This is a genomic window from Lignipirellula cremea (genome assembly GCF_056501455.1).
In genome coordinates this window covers 5,405,918-5,421,276 of sequence record NZ_CM151415.1, presented here as the reverse complement: position 1 = coordinate 5,421,276, position 15,359 = coordinate 5,405,918, and the positions used below count along the sequence as shown (strand labels likewise).

Below are 15,359 nucleotides of genomic sequence, written 5' to 3'. Positions count from 1 at the left end.
GAGAACGCCGTCGATCGGGTCCGCGACACTCAAACGTAGGTCACGGACGGTCCGGTCGCAAAACGGTCGCAGCGCGCGAATCCTCGATTTTTCGGCGAGCCGACGTACGAAAACCCGCCCCGCGCCCCACTAACGAAGGTAGAGCGACGCTTCGGAGCGCAGTCGGCTGCTGCGGTTTCGGGCGTTCCGCGTGCTTCTACTGACGGAGTCTGCGTCATGCGTCTGACCCTTCGTACGCTGCTGGCGTATCTCGATTCCAACCTGCCGGCGGAGCAGGCGGACGAACTGGAACAGAAGATCCGCCAGAGCGAACCGGCGCAGCAACTCATCGCGCGCATTCGCGAGGTGCAGCAGCGCGTCCGCCTGGGAGCGCCGTCGCTGCACGGTCGCGGAACGGGGGGCGATCCGAACAGCGTCGCCGAATACCTCGACAACCGTCTGCGGTCCGAGAAGACGGCGGAGATCGAGAAGATCTGCATCGAATCCGACATGCAACTGGCCGAGGTCGCGGCGTGCCACCAGATTCTCAGCCAGATCCTGGGCAAGCCGCTGCAGTCGCCGCACGAACTCCGGCAGCGTCTGTACGCCTTGCAGGATCTGGACATCAACGAAGGTCAGCCTCATGCCGATGCGGACTTCGTTCGGCCCGCTGCCGTCGCGACGGCAGCCTCGACGCCGGTTCCGGATAACGGCGGCTCGCATGGAGCCTGGTATTACGTCCTCGTGGGGGCGCTTTCGCTTTCGATCACGCTCGTCCTGCTGGCCGGCGGGACGTACCTGCTCGGCGGGTTCGACGGCGACAGCGAGCAGGTCGGCCAGAACGACGCCGATCGGCAAGGTTCCGACGTTCCCGTCGTAGAGAGCGACGGTCCTGGCCCCGCGATTCTTCCTGCGAAGGAGAACGGCGACGCCGACGCTGTGGCTGGCGAGAACGAGAACGACGCCACGATCGTGATTCCGATCGAGCGGACGCCGCCCATCGGGGACGGCGACGCTCCGACGGAAGGAACGGTTCCGCCGCCAGAGTCGCCCGGAGAGGGGCTTTCGGGTGCGGACGCTCCCGCGCCGGGCGATGTGCCGGAAGGCGTGATGGTCGAGGACGCCGCGCCTCCCGCGCCGACGACGGTCGCGCCGCCCTCGCTGGCCGTCGCTCCGGCAGCGATCGGCACGGTCCCGAACGTCCCCGACGTTCCCAACCTCGTCGCGATCGTCGACGCGCAGAACGTCGATGCATCGCGGGTGCCGGTCGACGGACCGATCATGACCGGCGAGTCCTACGTCACGTTCCCGCTGTTCGAATCGGCAGTCTACGCGTCGCCGTTCCATTTCCGGTTCCTGGGCGATTCGCACTGGGGCTTCCAAGGAAAGAGCGGCGACGGCACGCTGACGCTGCGGCTCGAACAGGGCCTCGTGCGAATCGTCGCCGATCAGCCGGTCGGTCTGTCGGTGCGGTTGAACGGACATGTCGAAACGATTCAGTTCGAAGAGCCGGGTACGGATCTCGCGATTCGCGTGTCGATCGATCGCTTTCCCGGCGACGATCCGCTGAAAGTCGCATCGCCGCACGTGGCGGAGTGGTGCCTGATCAAGGGGAAGGCGACGCTCGGCGCTCCCGCGACCCCCCTGCCCCTCCGGGTCAACGAACCGATGCTATGGACCGAGGGAGTCGGGATCTCTGCGATCCCGCCTGCCGCGGTCGAGCCGACCTCCGCTTCGCCGGCGATCGTGGAGACGGCGCCGACTGGCCCCGCGGCGCCGAGCTGGGTCGAAGGCGAAGTGCGGGAGCCGCTCGAAGAGCGCGCCGTGACGGAAATTCTGGGCGCGCTGAAGCAGGATCAGCCGCTCAAGCTTTCGCTGACGGAGATCGTCGTCTCCGCCCGGAAAGAGGAAGTGCAAGCGATCGCGTCATGGGCGCTCTGCTCGCTGGCGTACTTCGATCCCGCGTTGCAGAGCTTCGACGATCCGGAGCAGAAGTCTGACTGGCGCGACACGCTTCGCGCCATCCGCCGGGATCTCTCGGTCTCACCGGAGTCTGCCGCCGCGTTGCGGACGATCGTCGAGAACAAGTTCCCCGATGCGGCGGACAACGTCTGGTCGATGCTCCTCGGATATTCCCCGGAGGATCTTGCCGCGGGCGCCGATGCGGAACTGGTCGCGAATCTGGATCGTTCGGAACTTGCCCTCCGCGTTCTGGCGATCGAGAACCTCCGGGAAATCACGGGAATCAGCCACCAGTACCGCCCGGAAGTCGCAGCCAACAGTCGTCGGTCCGCGCTGATTCGCTGGCAGAATATGCTGGCGGCGGGCGGCGTTCGCTACCTGAATCCGCCCGTTTCCGCAGCGGAGGCGGCGGCAGGCGCGGGGCCCGCCGTGCCTGCGGGAGAGAATCCGGCCCCGCTCGACGCATCGACGCCGGAGGCTCCTGGCGACGCCGCAGGCAATGAAGGAACGCCGCCCGTGGAGGAGCCCGCGACCAGGGGGGCCCTGCCGTCGATCTTCGAGGAGAGCGATGCGCCGCCTCCGCCGACTGCGGGAGGGGAAGCGGATGCCGCCGAGGGCGCTGACGCCTCTCGCTGACGGTTCGATACCGTCAGCGAACGGCGAACTGGCCGGAGGGGGCAAGGCGAACGCCTACCTCTTTCGGAGGGTTTCGCCGACGCTTCGAGAGGTCGGCGGCGCCGCACGGCCGCGTCACACTCCGCTAATGCTGCCCGATCTCCCCCTAAGGGGAGCGGCGACGCTATTTTTCCGGGACGCCTATTTCGGGCATGCGGCAAACGGCCTATGATCGGAAGTTCGTTCTTTTCCGGGATAGGAGCGAGGCCGCCTTCGGGTCGCCTTACGACGAATCCGCTCCATTAGGAGAGCGTGCGAAGTGCAGGTAAACATCGCAGTCCGTCACGGCGAACTGAGCGCTGACGCGCACGATCGGGTGATCGAGAAGGCGCAAACCCTTCCGAAGTATTACGATCGCATCACCGCGCTCTACGTGACGGTCGATCTGGCACGCGAACTCTCGCCTTCCGTCGAAATACGCGCAACGGCCGAGCATACCGAGGATTTCGTCGCCGTCGCGGAGGCCCCGAGCGTCGCTGCGGCGCTCGACTCCGTGCTGGACAAGGTTCGCGAGCAGCTCCGCCGGTACAAGGACAAGTCCCGCGACCATCACGCCACCGCGCTCAAGCATCTGCCTGATCCCGCGGCGGAGGAAGGCGCGCAGGGCTGAGACGCGTCGCCGGACCGCGATCTCGCGTCCATGCGGCGTCTTGCCTGACCTCGAAACGAACATGCGGCCCGGCGAGCCGCTGACGAACGACCGCACGCGTCGTTCGGACGATTCCGCCGGGCGAACCTTCATTCCCGCGCGACGGACCATCTCCGTTTCGGATCGACGAACGCCGGCCTTTCGGCGCCTCGAACGGGCGGCGACGTGAGTCGCGAAAACAATCAACCGTTCCGTAGACGCCCCTGAGCGTCCATCCCCGACGAGGAACACGGGTCATGAAATTTTCCGACTTCATCGAGGTCAAGGCGATTCGTGCGGAACTCGCCGCGACGGATAAGCCGACCGTCATTCGCGAACTGGTCAGCGGTCTGGTCGAAGCGGGCCAGATCAAGGAAGCCGATCAGGAGAGCATCTTCCAGGCGATCATGAAGCGGGAAGAACTGGGCAGCACCGGCATCGGCCGCGGCGTCGCCGTTCCCCACACCAAGCATCCGAGCGTCGATCGGCTGGTCGGCACGGTCGGCGTCAGCCAGGCCGGCGTCGACTTCGCCAGCCTCGACAACGGCAAGGTCTCGCTGTTCTTTCTGCTCGTTTCTCCGCCCGATCGCCCCGGCGATCACCTGAGGGCGCTGGAGAACGTGTCGCGTCAGCTTCGCGACGAGACGTTCTGTCGCTTCCTGAAGCAGTCCAAGACGGTCGACGAGATCCAGCAACTGCTGGAAGAAGCCGACAACAATCAATTCGTTTCCTGATACCGACGCCGGTTTCGCTCGCCTTCTCCGAGAGGTTCGCCAGGCAGGAACGACGGCTCGCTGGGAATCGCCGCTTGGGTCGATTCGCACGCTGCCTTCTTTTCCGGCCGACGAGCGACGTCGGGGAACGAAACTTCCGAAACGGACGGCCGATGACAGCGCTCACCGCGACGCGTCGCGTGACGATCGCTAATCCGGAGGGGATGCACCTTCGCCCCTCCTACCTCGTATCGAAGCTAGCGCTGAAGTACGACGCCGAAGTCTTCCTTGAAAAGGACGGCGAGGCGTACGAAGCCAGCAGCGTGCTGAACCTGATGATGCTCGCCGCCGCTCAGGGAACGGAACTCGTTCTCCGCGCGTCGGGCCGTCAGGCCGAGGAAGCGGTCGACGCCCTCGCCGCGCTCATCGAAAACGGATTTCGCGACGGCCCGGAACCCGCCCCCGGCGGTTCGGCCCCTTCCGATCTCTGATCGTTCGACTCCGAAGCGACGTCTCTTCCCTCCACTCGAATCTGAAGAGCGACCCGGCGTTCCCCGCAACCAGCGTAGGAACCGCCATGAAGAAGGAAATCTTGATCAACGTATCGCAGCCGGAAGAATGCCGGATCGCGATCATCGAGGACGGAATCCTCGAAGAGCTCTACGTCGAGAGAGCCAGTCAGGACAATTACGTCGGAAACATCTACAAGGGACGGATCGTCAACCTGGAGCCCAGCATCCAGGCGGCGTTCGTCGATTTCGGCGTCGGTCGCAACGGCTTTCTCCACATCAGCGACGTCGAAGCCCAGTACTTCCGCCAGGGCGGCTACGACCCGGAGGAGCTTCTCAGCCAGGGCTGGGGCCAACGCTTCGAAGCGGACGAGGTCGACGAATCCGGCGTCGAGAAGAAGCCGAATCAGCGCCGTCCGCCGCGACCGGGGATTCGCCCCCGCATCAAGCCGCCGATCCAGGAGATCTTCAAGCGGGGCGACGAAGTCCTCGTGCAGGTCATCAAGGAAGGGATCGGCACGAAGGGTCCGACCCTCTCGACCTATATCTCCATCCCGGGGCGTTATCTCGTCCTGATGCCCGCGCTGGGCCGCGTCGGCGTCTCGCGCAAGATCGAAGACGACGACGAACGCCGCAAGCTCCGCGACATGATGCTGGAGTTGCAGCCTCCCAAGGGGCTCGGCTTCATCGTCCGGACCGCCGGCGCCGAGCGGACCAAGCGGGATCTCTCGCGGGATCTCTCGTACCTGCTGAGGCTCTGGAAGGCGATCGTCCGCCGGGTCAAGAAGACCGAGGGGCCGTGCGACATCTACGAGGAAAGCGACATGATCACCCGGACCATCCGGGACATCATGAGCGCCGAGATCGACGCGATCTACATCGACGAGAAGGCCGCTTTCGATCGGGCGCAGGACTTCCTGCGGATGGTGCTCCCCAAGCAGGTCGAATCGCTGCACCTGTACGAAGGGAAGGAGCCCCTGTTCCATAAGTACCGCGTCGAAGAGGAGATCGGGAAGATCTACCAGCGGACCGTGCCGCTCCCCAAGGGGGGATCGATCGTCATCGATCAGACCGAGGCGCTGGTCGCCATCGACGTCAACAGCGGCAGCTTCCGGACCGACGATTCGGCGGAAGAGTCGGCGTACCAGCTCAACGTGGCCGCCGCGAAGGAGATCACGCGGCAGCTTCGTCTGCGCGATCTGGGCGGCGTGATCGTCAACGACTTCATCGACATGCGGCGGGAGAAGCATCGCCGGGGGGTCGAGAAGGTCTTCCGAGATGCGCTCAAGCGCGACCGGGCTAGGACGAAGACCGCGCGGATCTCGCCGTTCGGCCTGATCGAAATGACCCGGCAGCGCATCCGCCCGAGCCTGAAGCGGAGCGTCTACGCCGACTGCCCCTGCTGCAAGGGACGCGGCGTCGTGAAAACGCCGGAGAGCATGGCGATCGAGGTCGTCCGGCTGCTGATGCTGGCGGGTCAGAAGCCCGGCATCGTGCGGATCACCGTGCGGGTGAACGTCGACGTCGCCGCTTACCTGAACAACAAGAAGCGGAAGGAACTGGCCCTCCTCGAGGAGGAGAACAAGATCAGCGTCCAGGTGCTGGGGAGCGACGCGCTCTATCCGGAACACCTGGAGCTCGACTGTCGCGACGCCGCGGGCGCCGTGCTGCCGATGAAGATCTGAGTTATCGTCGCAGGGGCTTCTGCCCTACAAAAACGGACGGCCGCCCTCGACGACTCGGGGGCGGCGCCGTAAAATCCGCGGTTTCCTGTTTTGCAAGCGTTCTGCGCCGCTGGCGCTTCGTTCCAACTTTCCGCGCCTCCCGCGCTCTGCGTAACCATGTACGCCATCATCGACGCCGACGGCCGCCAGTACAAAGTCGAGACTGGTCAGATCGTGAAGATGGACTTCCGCGAAGTCGAACCGGAGACGGCGATCGAATTCGATCGCGTTCTGCTGGTTTCAGACGGCGAGAGCATCTCGATCGGCGCCCCCATCGTCGCCGGCGCCAAGGTGACCGGAACCATCATGGGCGAAATCCGGGGCGAGAAGCTGGTCATCCAGAAGTTCCGCCGCCGCAAGAACTACCGCCGCAAGACCGGCCATCGCCAGACCTACACCAAGGTCCGCATCGACGCCATCAGCGTCTGATCCGTCCGGCGACCAGTCGAGCTTCGAAGAAGTTCGGCTTCGTTTACGTCGGCATCGCTCGTGATCCGATGACCTGAATCAACGAAAGCCGCCCCGGAGTAATCTCCGGGGCGGCTTTCAGCATTTAAAGATGGCCGGTCGAGGTAGGCGACTACCGCCGATCGCTCGCCCGCATGACGTAGTACAGCAGGGTCAGGAGCGATTGCAGAGTCGCCGCCACGTATGTCAGGGCCGCCGCGTTCAGCACGCTGTTGACGTAGCCCAACTCGTGGCTGCCCACGATGCCGTACTCGTACAGGAGCGCCTTGGCCCGGTTGCTGGCGTTGAATTCGACCGGCAGGTTCACGAGTTGGAAGAAGACGACGCAACTGAATAGAGCGATGCCCGCCTAGAGCAGCGGCTGGATCGAGAAGATCAGCCCCACGATCAGCAGCAGGATGCCGAAGTTGCTGCCGAGGCCGGCGAGCGGAACGGCCAGGTTTCGCACGACCAGCGGCAGGTATCGATGGGCGTCCTGCAGCGCGTGGCCGGCTTCGTGGGCGGCGATGCCGACGGCGGAGGCGTTTCGTGCGGCGTAGACGCCCTGGCTCAGTCGCAGGACCTTGTGTCGCGGATCGTAGTGGTCGCTCAGGTGGCCGCTGACCGGCTCGATCTCCACGCTATGCAGGCCCGCGCGATCGAGGATCATGCGCGCCGCTTCGGCGCCCGACATTCGGACGGCGATTTTGCTTCCGCGGGAATAGGCGCTGCTGATCCACATCTGGGCGATGAACGACAGGAGCAGCGCGGGCGCCAGAAACACGAAGTACCACAGGTCGAACATCATGAACCCGAGGACCAGACCGTCGGGCGCCGCGAGTTGCGCGAGAAAGTTCATCTGCTGAAACAGTTCCTTGAAGAGTCGACCGCCCCGCGGAGTCGGCGAGCGGCCGAAAGAAGCCGGCCCTGTCGTTCGGGGCATGCCGCTTCGACATGCCGGGCCGGCGTGAACATTATGAGCAAAAACCGGACCGGAAGGGGGGAGCGGCTCCCGACGGGGTAATTCTTCAGTTCGACAACCCGCGCGACAAGCGACGGACCCTTCGCGCACGAAAAAGCGCCGCTCCCGAGACAGGAGCGGCGCCGTTGGACGATCCGGCTCAGCGACAGCTAATCAATGCTTGTTCGCGGCGCTGAAGTATTCCTTGCTGCCTTCGATGCTGGGCTTGATGGTGGCCGAGCCTTCCTTCCAGTCGGCGGGGCAGACTTCGCCGTTTTCCTCGAAGAACTGCAGCGCCTTCACCATGCGCAGGGCTTCGTCGACGCTGCGGCCCAGCGGCAGGTCGTTGACGACCATGTGCCGGACGACGCCTTCGCGGTCGATCAGGAACAGCCCGCGGAGAGCGACGCCCCCTTCGAGCAGAACGCCGTAATCCTGGGCGATCTTCTTCGACAGGTCGGCCAGCAGCGGATACTTGATCTGGCCGATGCCGCCCTGGTCGCGAGCCTGGTTACGCCACGCGAAGTGGGAAAATTCGCTGTCGATCGAGGCGCCGATTACCTGCACGCCGAGCTTCTGGAAATCGTCGTTCCGATCGGAGAACGCGATGATTTCCGTCGGGCAGACGAACGTGAAGTCGAGCGGATAGAAGAACAGCAGGACGTACTTGCCGCGGTAGTCGGAGAGCTGGACCTGCTTGAAGGTTCCGTCTTCCATCACCGCGGTGCAGGAAAAGTCCGGTGCAGGCTTGGTGACCAACTGGCTCATGCGATTCCTCAAGGGGAACGAACTGTCAGGCGACCGAAGCGAAAGCGGAAGCGCTCCCGTTTCGCTGGAATGTCATCATGCGAACGATCTTACGCCGCTTTCCGGAGGGCGGACAAGTAGGTAGACTCCCCAGCCGAAACGGGGGTTTCGGACCGGGCCGAGGGCCTGCGTCCGCCTTCGCCCCCTGCCTTCCCGCAAGCACTCGAGGCTGACGATGAGCGACGTCCGATCCGGCGCAGTGAAGTTCAAGGGAAACCCGATCGATCTGGCCGGCAAGGAGCTGAAGGTCGGCGACGCCGCGCCCGATTTCGAACTGATCGACACGGGGCTGGGGAACGTCACCCGGCAGAACTACGCGGGCAAGACGCTCCTGCTGATCGCGGTGCCGTCGCTCGATACGTCGACGTGCAGCCTGGAAACGAAGAAGTTCAACGAGCAGGTCGCGGGCCGGAGCGACCTCGTCGCCGCGGTCGTGAGCATGGACCTCCCCTTCGCCCAGAAGCGCTGGTGCGGAGCCGAGGGCGTGGAGAACGTCGTGGCGCTGTCGGACTTCCGGAAGGGCAAGTTCGCCAGCGACTACGGCGTGAAGATCGCAGGCGGCCCGCTCGAAGGGATCATGGCCCGCGCGGTCTTCGTCGTGAAGCCGGACGGCAAGCTGGCCCACGTCGAATACGTTTCCGAAGTTTCCGCGGAGCCTGATTATTCCGCCGCCCTCGCGGCCACGAAGTGAGAAATTCGAAAAGCGGCGAGCGAAAACTGATGCCCGGGTCGGGACGCGTCGATATGCCTAGCGTCAGCCTTCGGGCTTGATGCGAAGTTCGACCACACGGCCGAGGGATCAAAAAATACCGGGTCGGCCCTGCTCACCAAAGACTGCGCAGAAGCGCGTCGAGCAGCGCCGTTCTCCCAGCAGCCCCGCTCGCTGCCATCGCCGAACCTCGCAGCCGCGACGAGCTTGCTCGTCGCGGCTTTTTTCGTGCGCTCGCGTCGACATGAACGCCGGGGACACGGAGGGCTGACGCCCTCCGCTCGCTGGCGACTCCGCCGTCGGGCATTCTCGCGATGCGAAGCGCGTTATCCTGATCCCAATCGTTCGACGGAACGCGGGAACACTCAGGATCGGCTATGAAGATCGCTTACTTCGACTGCGGCAGCGGCATCAGCGGCGACATGACGCTCGGGGCGCTGATCGACCTGGGGGCGCCGCTCGAGGCGATCCAGGAACAGCTCGACTCGCTGAAGCTGCCCGACTGCCGCCTGCGGATCGAAACGGTCAAGCGTCACGGGTTCCGTGCGACGAAGCTGCACGTCGACGCGACTCCGGAGCACAAGCACCGGCACCTGCACCACATCGCCGCGATGATCGACGGTTCGACGCTGTCGGATCGGCAGAAGGATCTCGCGCATCGCATCTTTCGCCGGCTGGCGGAAGCCGAGGCGAAGGTCCACGGCTCCACGATCGAGAAGGTTCACTTTCACGAAGTGGGCGCGGTCGACTCGATCGCCGACGTCGTCGGAACGGCGATCGCCTGGGATCTGCTCGGCCTCGAAGGCGCCGTCGCTTCGCCGGTGACGGTCGGTTCGGGATCGATCGAGATCGCTCACGGACGCGTCAACGTTCCCGCCCCCGCGACGGTCGAACTCCTTCGCGGAGTTCCGATCGCGGCCAGCGACGTTCCCTTCGAACTCGCGACTCCGACCGGCGCGGCGATTCTGTCGACGCTGGCGAGCGAGTACGGTCCCCTGCCGACGATGACGATCGACGCCGTCGGGTACGGCGCCGGCAGCCGGGAACTGGAAGATCGGCCCAACGTGCTGCGGATCGTCGTCGGCCACGCGGCGGAAGCGAAAACGAGCGCGGCGGAGGACTCGCGCACGGAGCAGGTCGTCGTGCTCGAAACGGACGTCGACAGCGTCACGGGCGAGCGTCTGGGCTACTGCCAGATGCGACTGTTCGAGGCGGGGGCCCTGGACGTCTATCTGACGCCGCTTCTCATGAAGAAGCAGCGGCCCGGCTCGCTGGTGACCGTCATCTGCCGTCCGGACAAGGCGGAGGCGCTGGGGAATATTCTGTTCGCCGAGATCGGTACGCTAGGCGTTCGCGAAAGTCGCGTCCGACGCCGCGTGCTGCCGCGAACGGCGCATGTCGTCGTGACGCCGTACGGTCCGGTCGGGGGAAAGGTCGCGACGACACCGGAAGGCAAGCATCTGTTCTCGCCTGAATACGACGAGTGCGTCCGCGTCGCGCGCGAACTGGGCGTCTCCTTGGACGATGTGCAGGTCGCGGCGCACGCGGCCTATCGAACCGGGGCGACGCTCTCGCCGCCGAACTCCGCGGGCGAATAAGCGGACGGCGAGCGGGTGACGGCTCAGTAACCCGTTCCGGGATGCGCCTCGTACGGCGCCTCCAGTTTCGCGGTCTCTTCCGACGTCAGGACGAGACTGACGGCGGCGACGGCGTCATCGAGGTGCGACTGCTTCGTCGTGCCGATGATGGGACTCGTCACGACACGCTTCGAGAGCAGCCATGCGGTCGCGATCTGCGCGGGCGAAACTCCGCGAGCGGTTGCGACCTCCCGAACCCGCCCGACGATCTCCTTATCCGAGGGCCTGCCGTAGAGTTTGGCCGCGAAGTCGTCGGAGCCTGCGCGCGGGGTCGCGGTGACGTCCGCGGGATCGTCGACCGTGCGCGCGAGCCTGCCGCGGGCGAGCGGCGACCAGGGGAGCACGGCGATCCGCTGGTCCTCGCACAGGGGCAGCATCTCCCGCTCCTCCTCGCGGAAGAGGAGGTTGTAGTGGTTCTGCATCGAAACGAACGGCGACTGCCCTGCCCCGCGAGCTCGCTCCAGCATCTGGCAGAAGCGCCAGGCCGGCATGGAACTCGCGCCCAGGTAGCGGACCTTGCCGCTCTGCACCAGCGAGTCGAGCCCCGCCAGGATCTCTTCCATCGGCGTGTGCGGGTCGAAGCGATGGATCTGGTAGAGATCGATCGTCTCCAGGCCGAGCCGCTTCAGGCTGGCCTCGCACGCCTGGACGACATGCTTCCGCGACAGGCCCTGCATGTTGGGCCGGTCGGACATGGCGTAGAAGACCTTCGTCGCGACGACGGCCTCCTCGGGCTTCAGGTACTCCTTGATCGCGCGGCCGAGGATCCGCTCGCTTTCGCCCAGCGAGTAGATATTCGCCGTATCGAAAAAATTGATCCCCGCGTCGACCGCCTTGCGGAAGAACGGCAGCGCCTCCGATTGTTCCAGCACCCAGGGACGCCAGGATTTCGAACCGAAGCTCATGCATCCCAGGCAGATCCGCGAGACCTGCACGCCGGTGCGACCGAGGGAGACGTACTGCATACGAAAAACTCCAGGGCGACGTGAGCAGCAGTCTGTTAGTACAGCGCGAGCGACAGCCGCCGACGATAGTCCCGCGTCAGGTCGGAATCGTCAGGCAGCACGCGAAAGATCTCGACCATCCGCGACTTCGCGGAGTCGCGAAGCGCGCCCGAATCGTTCTCTACGACGGTCAGGAGCGCGGCGAGAGCAGCCGGGTAGTCGCCCTGCGACGCGCAGGCTTCTCCCCAGGCGAGCGCGGCGGCGGGATCCTCGGGGCGCGTCTCATGTGCCTGTCGGGTCGCCTGCAGGTCGACGTGGCCGCCTTCGGACAGGCTGAGCGACGCCTTGACCCGTTCGGCTTCCGGCTCCAGAAAGCCGCGCTGTTCCAGTTCCTCGACGATGCGCAGCGCCTCGTCGCGTTTCGACTCGTCGCCGGAGGCCGCGAGCGTCCTGGCCAGTCCGACGGTCAATCGCGGATGCAGCAGATCGGCGGCGGCGAGCGTTTCCAGGCGGGAGCGATACTCCGCTTCGGCGGCGGCGGGATCCTGCTTCTCCTTCGCCTCCAGGTCTCGAAGATCGTCTTCCGCCAGTAGGCGTCCGATACGTTCGATCCACTCCGCTTCCGGCATCAGGCCGAGGAACTGATCGACGACCTTTCCGTCCCGCAGGGCGAAGACGGCGGGGATGCTGTCGACGCGGAAGGCGCCCGCGGCCTGGGGAGCTTCGTCCGTATTCGCCTTCGCGAGGACGACGCGTCCGTCGAACGACGCGATCACCTTCTCCAGAATGGGCGCCAGCATGCGACAGGGCTGGCACCACTCGGCCCAGAAGTCGACGAGCGTGAGAACCTGCTTCGAGCGTTCCAGCACGTCCGCCTGAAAGCGGGCGTCGTCGACGTCGAAAATGAACGGCGAGTCTGTCATAGCGATTCCTTTTGGCGACGACTGTCGCGCTGACGCATCCGTCATTGCCTATCGCATCTGTCATGACCCGTACGACGGGTATGACCGGTCGAGTCGTAAGCGATCTTAACGCTCTGCGGGGCGGACCGTCGTAGCGATCGCGAATCGCCCGATCAGACTGGATCGAGCAGGAAGCCGGAACTCGCGCTGCGAGGACCGCCCCCTTGCAGCGTCCGATGCGATCGGACGGATGCCCCCCGCCTGTTTGAATCAAGTTGCATTCTGAAGCGCCGCACCGCGCGAGATAAGTCCCTGTCGGGCTGGGCTCGTCGCCCTATCCCGCTGGGCGTATCGCGTAATCGCGCCGGGCGCGGCGCCGGCTTCCGCGAAAACGTCTGTCCTTCCTTTTCGTGTCCTCGAGGCCGTGACTTCCGACCCCTCCACCTCCGATCTGCTGCGGCAGCTCCTGTCGGCGCTCCGCCGTCAATGGCGGCCCGCGGCGCTCGTCGGACTCGCGGTCATCGGCGTGACGATCGCGGCTTATATCGTGCTGCCGCGAAAGTACCAGTCCGAGGCGCTTCTCTTCGTGAAGGTCGGCGCCTCGAGCGTCACGCTCGACCCGACGGCGACCACCGGTCCGACGATCTCTTTGTACGAATCGCGCGAGACGGAGATCAACTCGATCCTGCAGATCCTGACGAGCCGCGCGATGCTCGAGCGGACGGTGGAAACGCTCGGGCCCGAAGTGGTCCTCGGCGAGAAGCCTCTTTCGGCGAGGGTCGAGGTCGACGTCGAGAATCGTCCGAGCGTCTCCGACGGGCCGACGGAATCGCAGTTCGATGAGCGGGGGCAACAGGCGATCCGTGCGCTGGCCGATTCGGTCTACATCTCGACGCCGAAGAAGTCCACCGTCATTTCGGTCGGCAGCGCGGCCCCCTCGCCCGAAGTGGCCCAGCGAATCGTGGAAACGATCCTGGCGCAGTTTCAGGAAGAGCACCTCCGCGTCAACGCCACGCGCGGCTCGTACGCATTCTTCGAGAATCAGACCGAAGAGCTGGCCGCCCGGATCGCCGAGACGTCGGACGCGCTGATCCAGAAGAAGAACGACGCCGGCGTGCTGCTGCTCGACGAGCAGCGGAAGAACGTCGAGAAGCAGCTGAGCGATCTGACCGATCGACTGCGCGTCGCTCAGTCGGAGGTCGTCGGCTCGACCGCCTCGATCGCCGCCCTGGAGGATGCACTGGCCTTCCTGCCCGATCGCGTGGAGACCGAGCGAACGATCGGCATTTCCAACGACGCTTACGACCGCATGCGCGATCGCCTGTACGAACTGGAGATTCGCGAACGCGATCTACGGGCGCGCTACACGGACACGCACCCGACCGTGCAGGCCGTTCTGGAACAGGTCCGCGAAGCGGAAGCTCTGGTCTCCAAGCAGGCGCCCGAACGGACGCAGATTCGCGAGATCGTCCCCCCGTCGCGAGTGAAGGCGGAAGAAGAGCTGGTCGGAGAACGGGCACGACTGGCGTCGCTCACGTCGCTGGTCGAGAAGCTCGAATCGCAGCAGGGCGAGCTGCTCACGGGCCTGCGACAGATGAACGACGAAGAGACGGAAATCGCGCGGCTTGAGCGGGAGAAAGCCGTCCTGGAAGCGACGTATCGGCTTGCCGCGGAAAAGCTGGAGCAGGCGCGAATTCAGAAGGCGCTCGCGGAAGAGCGGGTGTCGAACGTGAACGTGATTCAGCCCGCGAGCTACGACCCGAAGCCGGTCAGTCCGAAAGCCAGCATTGTGCTGGGGGCAGGATTCCTCCTCGCGATGCTTTCCTTCGTCGCGACCGCGTGGCTGCTCGATCGGTTCGACGACTCGGTGCGAAGCGCCGGCGATCTCGAGCGGCGACTCCAGGCGCCGTCGCTCGGCCGATTGCCGCGCTCGGCGACCGGCGAACTTTCCTGGAATTGAACGGACCCTACCTGAGCGCCCGCCGTGCTCGCTCGACGAGCGACCCGGGCGACGCAACTACGAACGAACAGCCGAGGAACGTCAGGTGGCCCTGAACGGACGCAGTTCACTCGCGGGATTGCTCCGCCGTCGTCGCGTCGCCGGAGATCCGGTCGAAGCCGAACGGACGCGCGCTGCCTATGAGCGGGGACTGGGAGAACTTCTGGAACGCGTCGCCCCTTCGTCCGCCCGACAACCGGGACGAGGTCGGTCCGTCGCGCTCGTCAGCGCCGAGCCGCGGCAGGGAGCGACGACCGCCGCGGCCAATCTGGCCATCTTCGCGGCCCAGCGCCGACGCCTGAGGACGCTCCTGATCGACGCGAGCGAAGGTTCGCCTCAGTTGCATCTGCGATTTCGCCTGCCCGTGAATCCGGGCCTGGCTGAGCGACTACGAGGCGACGCGACGACGTCGGCGTCCGTGCATGCCACCGTGTTCGGGCGACTCGATCTGCTGCCGCTCGGCTACGGAGGATTGCTTCAGGGAGCGGACGGGATCGACGCGTTCCGCGCGTTGCTCGAAGAAGCGCGAGGCGAGTACGACCTGACGCTGATCGATTCGGGCGACGTGAGGTCGGAGGGGGCTTCTCTGCGGCTGGCTGCGGTCGCCGACGCCTGCGTCCTCGTGGTCGATCCGGCGCGCGGTCGACGAGGGAACGTCGAAGAAACGGCGGCGCGTTTGCGGTCCGCGGGAGCGACGCTCGCGGGCTTCATTTTCAACCAAGATTCAGGGCGCTGATCCCCGCAGCGACGCATCGCGCCGCTG

Annotated in this window: 13 protein-coding genes and 1 pseudogene; 10 read left to right on the top strand and 4 right to left on the bottom strand. The window is 65.3% G+C overall.

From position 1 onward, the window contains the following. Window positions 1–216 precede the first annotated feature (216 nt). The 6 genes from SH602x_RS21200 (at window position 217) to rplU (ending at window position 6,619) form a co-directional block, all read left to right on the top strand. Window positions 217–2,577, top strand: coding sequence for a hypothetical protein (locus SH602x_RS21200; protein WP_479474191.1), 2,361 nt, complete (start codon window positions 217–219; stop codon window positions 2,575–2,577). A gap of 298 nt (window positions 2,578–2,875) precedes the next feature. Next, window positions 2,876–3,226 carry a ribosome hibernation-promoting factor, HPF/YfiA family gene (gene hpf, locus SH602x_RS21195; protein WP_479471111.1) on the top strand — a complete coding sequence of 117 codons (351 nt, stop codon included), beginning with the start codon at window positions 2,876–2,878 and terminating at the stop codon, window positions 3,224–3,226. Window positions 3,227–3,501: 275 nt separating this feature from the next. After that, a complete protein-coding gene (locus SH602x_RS21190; RefSeq protein WP_479474190.1) occupies window positions 3,502–3,978 on the top strand; it encodes a PTS sugar transporter subunit IIA in 477 nt (158 codons plus the stop codon). A gap of 152 nt (window positions 3,979–4,130) precedes the next feature. After that, window positions 4,131–4,448 (top strand): HPr family phosphocarrier protein, encoded by a 318-nt coding sequence (locus SH602x_RS21185; RefSeq protein WP_479474189.1) that lies wholly within the window; start codon window positions 4,131–4,133, stop codon window positions 4,446–4,448. 86 nt (window positions 4,449–4,534) lie between these two features. Further along, a complete protein-coding gene (locus tag SH602x_RS21180) occupies window positions 4,535–6,151 on the top strand; it encodes an Rne/Rng family ribonuclease (RefSeq protein WP_479474188.1) in 1,617 nt (538 codons plus the stop codon). A 156-nt stretch (window positions 6,152–6,307) separates the two neighbouring features. After that, a complete protein-coding gene (gene rplU / locus SH602x_RS21175; protein ID WP_479471115.1) occupies window positions 6,308–6,619 on the top strand; it encodes a 50S ribosomal protein L21 in 312 nt (103 codons plus the stop codon). 151 nt (window positions 6,620–6,770) lie between these two features. Here rplU and SH602x_RS21170 read toward each other — a convergent pair. After that, a pseudogene (locus tag SH602x_RS21170) lies at window positions 6,771–7,442 on the bottom strand (zinc metallopeptidase). 330 nt (window positions 7,443–7,772) lie between these two features. Further along, on the bottom strand, window positions 7,773–8,366 hold the full coding sequence (locus tag SH602x_RS21165; protein ID WP_479474187.1) for a peroxiredoxin: 594 nt from the start codon (window positions 8,364–8,366) through the stop codon (window positions 7,773–7,775). Window positions 8,367–8,580: 214 nt separating this feature from the next. Between SH602x_RS21165 and tpx the strand changes: the two genes are divergently transcribed. Then, entirely contained in the window at window positions 8,581–9,096 is a 516-nt protein-coding gene (gene tpx / locus SH602x_RS21160; protein WP_479471118.1) for a thiol peroxidase, read from the top strand. A gap of 395 nt (window positions 9,097–9,491) precedes the next feature. After that, window positions 9,492–10,712 (top strand): nickel pincer cofactor biosynthesis protein LarC, encoded by a 1,221-nt coding sequence (gene larC, locus SH602x_RS21155; RefSeq protein ID WP_479474186.1) that lies wholly within the window; start codon window positions 9,492–9,494, stop codon window positions 10,710–10,712. A 23-nt stretch (window positions 10,713–10,735) separates the two neighbouring features. Here larC and SH602x_RS21150 read toward each other — a convergent pair whose 3' ends face one another. Further along, window positions 10,736–11,716, bottom strand: a complete 981-nt coding sequence (locus SH602x_RS21150) for an aldo/keto reductase (RefSeq protein WP_479474185.1) — start codon at window positions 11,714–11,716, stop codon at window positions 10,736–10,738. Between the two features lie 35 nt (window positions 11,717–11,751). Continuing rightward, window positions 11,752–12,618, bottom strand: a complete 867-nt coding sequence (locus SH602x_RS21145) for a tetratricopeptide repeat protein (protein ID WP_479474184.1) — start codon at window positions 12,616–12,618, stop codon at window positions 11,752–11,754. A gap of 403 nt (window positions 12,619–13,021) precedes the next feature. Here SH602x_RS21145 and SH602x_RS21140 point away from each other — a divergent pair, with 403 nt between their 5' ends. Next, window positions 13,022–14,557 carry a GumC family protein gene (locus SH602x_RS21140; RefSeq protein ID WP_479474183.1) on the top strand — a complete coding sequence of 512 codons (1,536 nt, stop codon included), beginning with the start codon at window positions 13,022–13,024 and terminating at the stop codon, window positions 14,555–14,557. 85 nt (window positions 14,558–14,642) lie between these two features. After that, entirely contained in the window at window positions 14,643–15,332 is a 690-nt protein-coding gene (locus SH602x_RS21135; protein WP_479474182.1) for a P-loop NTPase family protein, read from the top strand. Window positions 15,333–15,359: the final 27 nt, after the last annotated feature.

Coding starts and splice junctions, on each gene's coding strand:
- larC (WP_479474186.1), top strand. CDS start 9,492: ATGAAGATCGCTTACTTCGACTGCGGCAGCGGCATCAGCGGCGACATG.
- SH602x_RS21200 (WP_479474191.1), top strand. CDS start 217: ATGCGTCTGACCCTTCGTACGCTGCTGGCGTATCTCGATTCCAACCTG.
- rplU (WP_479471115.1), top strand. CDS start 6,308: ATGTACGCCATCATCGACGCCGACGGCCGCCAGTACAAAGTCGAGACT.
- tpx (WP_479471118.1), top strand. CDS start 8,581: ATGAGCGACGTCCGATCCGGCGCAGTGAAGTTCAAGGGAAACCCGATC.
- SH602x_RS21165 (WP_479474187.1), bottom strand. CDS start 8,366: ATGAGCCAGTTGGTCACCAAGCCTGCACCGGACTTTTCCTGCACCGCG.
- SH602x_RS21150 (WP_479474185.1), bottom strand. CDS start 11,716: ATGCAGTACGTCTCCCTCGGTCGCACCGGCGTGCAGGTCTCGCGGATC.
- SH602x_RS21180 (WP_479474188.1), top strand. CDS start 4,535: ATGAAGAAGGAAATCTTGATCAACGTATCGCAGCCGGAAGAATGCCGG.
- SH602x_RS21185 (WP_479474189.1), top strand. CDS start 4,131: ATGACAGCGCTCACCGCGACGCGTCGCGTGACGATCGCTAATCCGGAG.
- SH602x_RS21145 (WP_479474184.1), bottom strand. CDS start 12,618: ATGACAGACTCGCCGTTCATTTTCGACGTCGACGACGCCCGCTTTCAG.
- SH602x_RS21190 (WP_479474190.1), top strand. CDS start 3,502: ATGAAATTTTCCGACTTCATCGAGGTCAAGGCGATTCGTGCGGAACTC.